9 protein-coding genes and 2 pseudogenes are annotated in these 8,788 nt (G+C 67.5%); 5 read left to right on the forward strand and 6 right to left on the reverse strand.

Translation table 11 applies throughout. The annotated features are described in order from the left end of the window. The first annotated feature begins 36 nt into the window (after window positions 1-36). The 4 genes and pseudogenes from mce to AC6CID_RS18570 form a co-directional block, all read left to right on the forward strand. Window positions 37-522, forward strand: coding sequence for a methylmalonyl-CoA epimerase (mce, locus tag AC6CID_RS18555; RefSeq protein WP_006554728.1), 486 nt, complete (start codon window positions 37-39; stop codon window positions 520-522). 83 nt (window positions 523-605) lie between these two features. Continuing rightward, a complete protein-coding gene (locus AC6CID_RS18560) occupies window positions 606-1,862 on the forward strand; it encodes a coiled-coil domain-containing protein (RefSeq protein ID WP_064060680.1) in 1,257 nt (418 codons plus the stop codon). A gap of 74 nt (window positions 1,863-1,936) precedes the next feature. Continuing rightward, window positions 1,937-2,380 (forward strand): annotated as a pseudogene (locus AC6CID_RS18565) (MerR family transcriptional regulator); the annotation flags it as partial. A gap of 68 nt (window positions 2,381-2,448) precedes the next feature. Beyond that, window positions 2,449-2,777: pseudogene (locus tag AC6CID_RS18570) on the forward strand (hypothetical protein); the annotation flags it as partial. 41 nt (window positions 2,778-2,818) lie between these two features. On the opposite strand, the gene AC6CID_RS18575 reads toward AC6CID_RS18570, so the two are convergent. Then, the gene (locus tag AC6CID_RS18575) at window positions 2,819-3,142 is read right to left on the reverse strand and encodes an Rv1322 family protein (RefSeq protein WP_064060679.1); all 324 of its coding nucleotides are present in this window, start codon (window positions 3,140-3,142) and stop codon (window positions 2,819-2,821) included. Window positions 3,143-3,144: 2 nt separating this feature from the next. Next, a complete protein-coding gene (gene nucS / locus AC6CID_RS18580) occupies window positions 3,145-3,819 on the reverse strand; it encodes an endonuclease NucS (protein WP_006554723.1) in 675 nt (224 codons plus the stop codon). A 42-nt stretch (window positions 3,820-3,861) separates the two neighbouring features. Between nucS and AC6CID_RS18585 the strand changes: the two genes are divergently transcribed. After that, the gene (locus tag AC6CID_RS18585) at window positions 3,862-5,409 is read left to right on the forward strand and encodes an adenylate/guanylate cyclase domain-containing protein (RefSeq protein ID WP_033096416.1); all 1,548 of its coding nucleotides are present in this window, start codon (window positions 3,862-3,864) and stop codon (window positions 5,407-5,409) included. Window positions 5,410-5,418: 9 nt separating this feature from the next. Here AC6CID_RS18585 and ehuA read toward each other — a convergent pair whose 3' ends face one another. From ehuA to ehuB, 4 genes are all read right to left on the reverse strand, one after another. Then, the gene (gene ehuA / locus AC6CID_RS18590; RefSeq protein ID WP_024100498.1) at window positions 5,419-6,183 is read right to left on the reverse strand and encodes an ectoine/hydroxyectoine ABC transporter ATP-binding protein EhuA; all 765 of its coding nucleotides are present in this window, start codon (window positions 6,181-6,183) and stop codon (window positions 5,419-5,421) included. 61 nt (window positions 6,184-6,244) lie between these two features. Then, a complete protein-coding gene (ehuD, locus tag AC6CID_RS18595; RefSeq protein WP_006554720.1) occupies window positions 6,245-6,889 on the reverse strand; it encodes an ectoine/hydroxyectoine ABC transporter permease subunit EhuD in 645 nt (214 codons plus the stop codon). After that, a complete protein-coding gene (gene ehuC, locus AC6CID_RS18600) occupies window positions 6,886-7,620 on the reverse strand; it encodes an ectoine/hydroxyectoine ABC transporter permease subunit EhuC (protein ID WP_006554719.1) in 735 nt (244 codons plus the stop codon). Before ehuC ends, ehuD begins: the two co-directional genes overlap by 4 nt. A 16-nt stretch (window positions 7,621-7,636) precedes the next feature. Beyond that, on the reverse strand, window positions 7,637-8,530 hold the full coding sequence (gene ehuB / locus AC6CID_RS18605; RefSeq protein ID WP_006554718.1) for an ectoine/hydroxyectoine ABC transporter substrate-binding protein EhuB: 894 nt from the start codon (window positions 8,528-8,530) through the stop codon (window positions 7,637-7,639). Between the last annotated feature and the right edge of the window lie 258 nt (window positions 8,531-8,788).

An 8,788-nucleotide genomic window follows, 5' to 3' on the forward strand; every position in this document is an offset into this window, starting at 1 on the left:
AGGAGTGCACTCAACGGTACCGCTACCGTCTAGAGCATGACCGAGACCTCTCCCACATCCGCTCCGGCGGCGTCCGTTCTCGCTTCCGGACTCGTCACCGCCATCGATCACGTCGGCATCGCAGTGCCCGACCTCGATGCCGCCCTCACCTGGTACGCCGAGAACCTCGGTCTCGTGTCCACCCACGAGGAAGTCAACGAGGAGCAGGGCGTGCGCGAGGCGATGCTGGCCGTTCCGGGGACCCTCGAAGGGTCCACCATGATCCAGCTGCTCGCCCCGCTGAACGAGAAATCCACGATCGCGAAGTTCATCGACCGCAATGGCCCGGGTCTGCAGCAGCTTGCCTACCGCGTCTCCGACATCGATGCCGTCTCCACTGCGCTTCGTGAGCGCGGCGTCCGCTTGCTGTACGACGCACCCCGTCGCGGCACCGCCGATTCGCGCATCAACTTTTTGCATCCGAAGGACGCGGGCGGCGTCCTCGTCGAGCTCGTCGAGCCGGCTGCACATCCCGCTCACTGACGGCCGTTCCGGTGCGCTCCCGAAGACGGATGGGGCGGGAGCGCATCCGGGTCGTACCCGCAGGGACCGGGTAGATTGTCTCCATGGTCTTCGATCGTGATCGCGCACCCAGCCACCTGCCGTTCTCCATCGTGCGGAAGGGATTCGACCGCGACGAGGTGACCAACTACTTCGCCCGGTTCGAGGCCGAGCTGCGCGTGACTGCCACCGACCGCGACGCCGCCGCCGCGCAGGCCCGCGATCTGGCCCGTCAGCTCGAGAACGCCCGCAACGAGATCGACGAACTCCGCAAGGACGTCGACCGTCTGTCGGTGCCGCCCACCACCGCCGAGGGCATGAGCGACCGCATCTCCCGGATGCTGCGTCTCGCCTCCGACGAGGCCTCCGAGCTGCGGGCCCGCGCCGAGGCCGACGCCGCCGAGATGATCTCGCTGGCGGAGCAGGAGGGCATCCGCCTCCGGGGCGACTACGAGAAGAAGCTCGCCGAACTCGAGGACACCCGCGTCGCCTTCGCTGCCGAGCACGAGCGGACGATGACTGCGGCCCGCGCCGAGGCCGAGCGGATCGTGGCTGCTGCCCGCGCGGAGGCCGAGCGACTCGACGCCGAGGCCGAGGCCAAGCGCGAGCAGGTGCAGCAGGACTTCGAGATCACGATGTCCGAGCGTCGCACGAAGCTGCTCGGAGCCCTCGACGAACTCGAACGGACGAGTAAGGCCGAAGCCGAGCGCCGCATCGAGGAAGCCACGCAGGAAGCCGAACGACGGCTCGCCCGCGCCACCGAACAGTCCGAGCGGAAGGTCGCCAACGCGCGCGACCTCACCGAGGAGCTCCGCGTGCTGCGCGGACGCATCCTCGGCCAGCTCGACGCCGTTCGCGAGCAACTCGACGACGTCCCCACGCTGCTCGCGGGCATCAACCGCGAGGGCGAACTGCTCGACCGGGAGATCTCCCTCGACGAGCCCCGCACGACCGTCCTCGGCACGGCGCGCGACAAGCAGGGCAGCGACAAGCAGGGCAGCGACAAGCAGGGCTCGGACGACGAGAGCCCGACGGAGCCGGCATCCACCGAGGCCGACGCGAAGGCGGACAAGACCACGCCGCTGCCGCAGACCGACAAGACCACGCCCATGCCGCAGGCCGACCGGACGGTGCGGATCCCGAAGAGCGATGCCCCCGGCTCGGTCTCCGGCCCGAACTCGGCCGCGCAGCCGAACACCGGCGGGCAGGGATCGCAGTCCACTCCGCGTACGCCGAACGCCTCGGCACCGCATCGCTCCCCCTCGGTCGGTTCCGGTGTGCAGGGTCGCTCCCCCGCCGTGGCCAGCAAGGTCCGCAACTGACGGTCGCCGGCCGTCGGGCTTGACCTTCGAGTCGGTCGAAGCTCCATGATGGGCCGGTGACCGACCCGGAGATGATGTCGATCGGCGTGTTCGCCGAACTCGTCGGACTGACCGCGAGCGCATTGCGGTTCTACGACGACGCCGGCATGCTGCGCCCCGCGCAGGTCGACCCGTCGACGGGATACCGGTTCTACAGCCGATCCCAGGTCTCCCGCGCCTGCCGGCTGCGGCAGTTGCGGGAGATCGGGATGCCGCTGCCCGCCATCGGCGAGTTCTTCGCCGCCGACACGGACGAGGCCGCGCGACTGCTCGACGACCACGTCACCGGGATGACCACGGAGGCCGAGCGGCTCCGACGGGCCGCCGAGACGCTCGGTGCGTCCCTGCGGGCCGAATCGCGTCGCGTGATCTGCACGGTGCCCGGACCCGTCCTCGCCGGCGCCGTCGATCAGGTCTCCGCCGCCACCGGTCACGACCCCGACATCCCGGTACTGAACGGCGTGCACAGGGAAACCGGATCCGGCTGCGTGAGGCTGACCGCCACCGACCGGTACCGGATCGCCACCCGGACGCTCGCGCCCACCGATCCGACCTGCACGACGATCCCGCCGAGTCCCTGGTCTGGAATATCCGCGCCCTCGACGCTGCCGATGCCCTCACCGACGAGCGCGCACAGCGACACCACGACACCCTCCGGGTCGCAGGCTTCTATCCGAGCCTGCACCTGAACCTGGCCGACGACTCGGATCGTTCCGGGCGGCCGCGGATCATCTCGACCGCGCGCAGGACCACCTGTCCGCACTCCCCGACGATCCCTACCGCGACATCATCCGCACGGCCGTCCACGAGGTGCGTCGGGCGATCACCGACCGCGATACGGCGCCGCGAGCGTCCGCGCCGGGCACCGTCCGCTAACGGGTGCCCTCGGACCGGCGTGCAGCGACCGGTGAGGGTGGCTAGGACCAGCGTCGGGTCGGTCGGCGGGTCCCGCGTCCCGCCCAGCATCCGCTGTGCCAGTGCCGCCGGTCCTCCGCACCGCCGAGCGCATCGGTCGGCCAGGCGACGAGATGGGGTGTTCCCGGCGCGATCTCGTGATCGCATCCCGGGCACCGGTACGGCTTGGTGGCACGCGAACCCGGCACGGTGCGCACGGTGAAGCGCTCCCCTTCGGCCCCCGCGGGACCGTTCTCGGTGCGCACCGTCGCCCCGAAGTAGGTCGGGGATTCGTCGGCCGCCCCACCGCGCTTGCGGCCGGTGCGGGATCTGTTGCGGCGCGGCACGATCAGAACAATCTGAACTCGGTGCTCTCGGTGCCCCGCAGCGCCTCGTAGTCGAGCACGAGGCAGCGGATGCCGCGGTCCGTGGCCAGTGTCCGCGCCTGCGGCTTGATCTGCTGGGCCGCGAACACGCCACTGACGGGTGCGAGCAGCGGGTCCCGGTTGAGCAGTTCGAGATAACGGGTGAGCTGCTCCACGCCGTCGATCTCGCCGCGGCGCTTCACCTCCACGGCGACGGTCGCTCCGTCGGCATCACGGCACAACAGGTCCACAGGGCCGATCGCCGTGGGGTATTCGCGCCGGATCAGGGTGAAGCCCGTCCCGAGGGTCTCGACGTGCTCGGCGAGAAGTTCCTGCAGGTGCGCCTCGACACCGTCTTTGATCAGACCGGGGTCGACACCGAGCTCGTGGCTCGAATCGTGGTCGATCTCTTCGAGAGTGATGCGCAGCTGCTCGCCCGCCTTGTTGGTGACGACCCACAGGGCCTCGGCGTCCTCGACGGACTCCTCTTCGAGCCAGCAGGGCGGGCTCATCCAGTTCAGAGGCTTGTAGGCACGGTCGTCGGCGTGGACACTCACCGAACCGTCGGATTTGACGAGGAGGAGACGTCGGGCCGTCGGCAGATGAGCCGTCAGGCGTCCGATGTAGTCCACACGGCAACGGGCAATCACAAGACGCACACAGCCACCCTAGAGGATCGACTCGACTAGTCTCGAACGACCATGCCCGCACGCAGTCACCGCACGGCCCCGCTCGGATCGGCCATCCTGGGAGAGCCTGCCGAACCGATCCGACGGCAACGCATCAGGATCCAGACCCTGTTGACGTTCTCCCTGATCGGTACGCATCTCGTCGGTGCCCTGATCGTGGCCGCTCTCATCAACGTCGTGATCCCGGGCCCGTCCGTACTGACCTCCGACTTCCTCGTCATCACCGCGATCCTCGCTCCTGTCTACGTGGTCTCGGCCGTCGTGGTCGGATCGGTGCTCGGTACCCGGGCGACCCTCCGCAGGCTGCGGTGGGCGCTGGAGAACCGGCCGCCCACCCTGCAGGAACAGCGGATCGCGTTGCGGATGCCCTGGCGTACCACCCTCCAGCAGGGAGCACTGTGGTTCATCGGGTTGATCCTGTTCACCGTCGGGTTCGGGGTCATCGACCCGCAGACGATCCCGAAGGTCGCGCTGACCATCACCCTGGCCGGTGTCACGGTGTGCGGATTCGCGTACATGTTCACCGATTTCGCGCTGCGCCCCATCGCGGCGCGCGCGCTCGAGGTCGGGACGCCTCGTCGCCCGCGCCTGGCCGGCACCACCGGACGCGTGATGCTCGCGTGGGCCCTGGGCAGCGCGGTGCCCGTTGTCGGTCTGCTGTTCATCGCGGTGTTCAGCTTCATCCGCCCCGTCACATCGACGCGCCTGGCGATCACGATCCTCGCCATCGGCGGACTCGGTCTGCTCACCGGCTCGCTGCTGATGTTCCTCACGATCCGGTCGACGATCGCGCCGATCGAATCGGTGCGCGCCGGGATGCAGCGCATCGCGTCGGGCGATTTCGATACCGCGGTCGTCGTCTACGACGGAACCGAATTGGGGCAGCTGCAGACGGGGTTCAACCGGATGGCCGAAGGCCTGCGCGAACGCGAGAAACTGCGCGACGTGTTCGGCCGCCATGTCGGACGGGAGGTCGCGGCTGCGGCGCTGGCCAATCCCGGTGTCCTCGGCGGTGAGGAACGGGACGTCGCGGTGTTGTTCGTCGACATCGTCGGGTCCACCGCGTTGGCCGCAAGTCGCCCACCGACAGAGGTGGTAGCGCTGCTCAACCGCTTCTTCGCGGTCGTCGTCGAAGAGGTGCACGCGGCCGAAGGATTCGTCAACAAGTTCGAGGGCGACGCCGCGCTCGCGATCTTCGGGGCGCCGGTCGCCCTCGACAACGCCGCCGGTTCCGCGCTCGGCGCCGCGAGGAGGATGGCGCGACGCCTCGCCGAGGAAGTCCCGGAGTGTCGCGCGGGTATCGGGGTTACGGCAGGTCGTGCGGTCGCCGGGAACATCGGCGCGCAGGAACGCTTCGAGTACACCGTGATCGGCGATCCGGTCAACGAAGCAGCGAGGCTGTCGGATCTCGCGAAGACCGTTCCGGGTTACGTCGCGGCGTCGGCCCGCACCGTGCAGCTCGCCCCCGAGGACGAACGCGCACGGTGGGAACTGGGTGAGGAGATCACCCTGCGCGGTCGTTCCGAGCCGACGCGCCTGGCGATTCCGCGCGCGGACTGACGGCAGGCCTCACTCTCCCGCCAGCACCGCGTCGAGGAACTTGCGGGTGCGTTCCTCCCGGGGGCTGGTGAAGATGCGCTCGGGCGGCCCCTCCTCCACGATGCGACCCCGATCGAACATCAGCACTCGATCGGAGACGTCGCGGGCGAAGTGCATCTCGTGCGTCACGATCAGCATCGTGATGTCGGTCGTCTCGGCGATCGTCCGCAGCACGTCCAGCACATCGGCGACGAGTTCGGGGTCGAGGGCCGAGGTCACCTCGTCGAGCAGCAGGATCTCCGGATCCATCGCGAGGGCACGGGCGATCGCGACCCGCTGCTGCTGACCACCCGACAGTTGCGTGGGGTGGGCGGTCTCCTTGTCGGACAGACCGACCATCGCGAGCAGCTCCCGCGCACGGTCGCGTGCCTCGGCCTTACTGCGACCGAGGACGTGGACCGGAGCCTCGGTGAGGTTCTCCATCACGTTCATGTTGGGGAAGAGGTTGAACTGCTGGAAGACCATGCCGATGCTGCGGCGCATCGTCCTCAGGTAGCGCTCGGAGGCCGGGACGAGACGCGTCCCCTTGCGTTCGTGGCTGAGTGGTTCGCCCTTGACCCACACCACACCGTCGTCGATCTTCTCGAGGGTCATGAGCAGGCGCAGGATGGTCGTCTTGCCCGAACCGCTCGGACCGATCAACGTGACCCGTTCCCCCGGGGCGACGGTGAAGTCCAAGTGGTCGAGTACTACGTGGTCGCCGAATCTCTTGACCACGGAGTCGAAACGGATCATGGATCCATCGGAGCTGGCGGCGGGAAGCGAGTCGCCGTCGGCACCGGCTTCCTTGTGCATCTCAATAGGCAAGGCGACGCTCCAATCGGCGGACGAGCAACGACGTCGGGTAGCTGGCGATGAGGAAGATCAGGCCGGCCAGCGTGAGCGGCTCGAGGTACTGAAAGTTGCGCGCACCGAACTGCTGGGCTGCGGTCACCATCTCCACGACGGAGATCGTGAACAGGAACGGGGTGTCCTTGAACAGCGACACCGCGTAGTTGCCCAGCGCGGGCACGACACGGCGCACGGCCTGCGGCAGGATCACCGCACGCCACGTACGCATCGGCGACAACGACAGGGCGCGGCACGCCTCCCATTGTCCCTTCGGCACGGCGTCGATGCCCGCCCGGTACACCTCGGCCATGTAGGTCGAGTAGTGGATCCCCAGTACCGCGATGCCGATCTGCAGCGCACTGAACTGCGGGAGCAGGTAGTACACGAACAGGAGCTGCACCACGAGTGGTGTGAGCCGGATGAACTGGACGACGGCGGACAGCGCCGTCGCGAGCACCTTCGGCAACGAGCGGCGGGCGACGGCCACGACCAGCCCCAGCACCGCGGCGACCACGAATCCGAGGACCGTGGCCAGCAGGGTGATCCGGAATCCTTCGAGCAGTACCGGAAGCGCGTCGGCCGCGCGTTGCCAACTCCAGTCGACGGTCATGAGCGTGCCCCCACCGGCTGATCGAAGACCGGGGCGAGCCCGAAGATCTCACGGAGCGTCGGACCGGTCCCGAGTCGGCTCTTCGCACGCACCTCGAGCGCATTCATCAGCAGCGTCAGCAGATAGCCGAGCACGAAGTACAGCACCAACCCCACACCGAACGCGAAGATGGTGTCGCCACTGCCTCTACGGAGCTGCTCGATCTGGAACGTGAGGTCCTGCAGGAGGATGTAACTCGCCAGTGCTGTTCCCTTGAGCAGCTGGATGAGCAGATTGGTCAACGGCGGGATCATCTCAGCCCAGGCCTGCGGGAAGACCACCCGTCGCATGCGTTGCCAGTAGCCGAAATTCAGCGCTGTCGCCGCCTCGATTTGCGGCTTCGGCACCGAGGCGATCGCACCGCGCACCACCTCCGCTCCGTAGGCGCCGTAGTTGAGCGACAGCGCGAGGATCCCGCACACGATCGATTCGAGCCGGAACCCGAATAACGGCAGAACATAGAAGAACCAGAACAGCTGCACGAGAAGCGAAGTGCCGCGGAAGAACTCGATGAACACTCTCGCGCTGCCACGCAGGACGAGGTTCTTCGCGCCTGCCGCCAGTCCGAGGGCCACTGCGAGCAGGAACGCGAAGACCGCACTCCCCAGGGTCAATTCGACGGTGACGAGCAGACCGTCGAACAGTTGGGGGAAGGAGTTCCACAGCAGTTCGATCTTCGAACCGAAATCCATTACGACGCAGCCGAGATCAGGAAACGCCCTCGCAGAGCATCTCGGTCGTCAGCCCCGGATCGGGCATCTCGGCCTCCGTGAACCCGAAGTCGCCGACGATCGAAAGGTACTTCTGCGGGTCGGACGTGATCTTCGCCAGTTCCTCGTTGTAGGCGTCGCGCAGTTCGGTGTCCTCCTTGCGGAAGACCGTCCCGCCGGCGCCCACCTGAGGTACCCCGTCGATCTCCGCGACGAACGACTCGGTGACGTCGACGGGCGCACCCTCGTTGTTCTGCTTCATCCAGTTCAAGGAGATACCCGTCAGGGCGAAGACGTCGGCGCGTCCGTTGACGACGGCATCCATCCCGTCCTGGGGAGACGCCACCTGCATCGCGTCGATGCCGAGGGCGGACGCGTAGTCGGCTTCGATCGCGCCGGTCATGACGGCCATCCGGACGCCGCTCTCGGCGATCGACTGCATGTCGGCGAGTTGTTCCGGGTTGCCCTGCGGGACCATGAGTGCGGTGGTGTAGTTGAACTCCGGCTCGCTGAACAGTGCCTGTTCGCAACGTTGCGGGAGGATCGACATGCCGGCGCTGACGACGTCGAATCGTCCGGCCTGCAGGCCGGGAATGAGCGCACCGAAGTCGGTGGCCACACCTTCGACGTTGTCGATGCCGAGGTTCTTGAAGATCTCGCGGTGCAGAGCGACGGTGGCGCCGGTGAGTTCGCCGTCCTGCATGAAGCTGTAGGGTGCCTCGCCGGCGAACCCGACGGTGACGGTGCCTTCTTGCTGGAGCCGTTCGAGGGTCGAGCCCTCGGTGTCGGTGTCGACGCTCGTACATCCTGTGATGGCCGCGCCGATGAGTCCCAGTCCCGCGATCACCGCCGTGAACTTGCCGGCGGTACCCGTAGTCGATCGATTCGTCATCGTCTCGCCCCTCCTCGTCGTCGACGAGAACGCCCCCGACAGGCGCTCACACGCCGAACCCACACGAACCGTGCGATCGTGCATGAGCGGACGTTACCGACATAAGTAGGCATAGCCTGGAACAGGGCGTGTTTGTTACGAGGTCGTGATCGGCCGGGCGCCGGCGATGGAAAAGGGGCGCACCGTACCCGAGAACCGTTCGGAGCGTGAGTACTTTCCCCTGAGATAAAATCATCCGACGGTCCGGAGAGAGCCAAG

This window comes from Rhodococcus sp. GQ147, assembly GCF_059759155.1.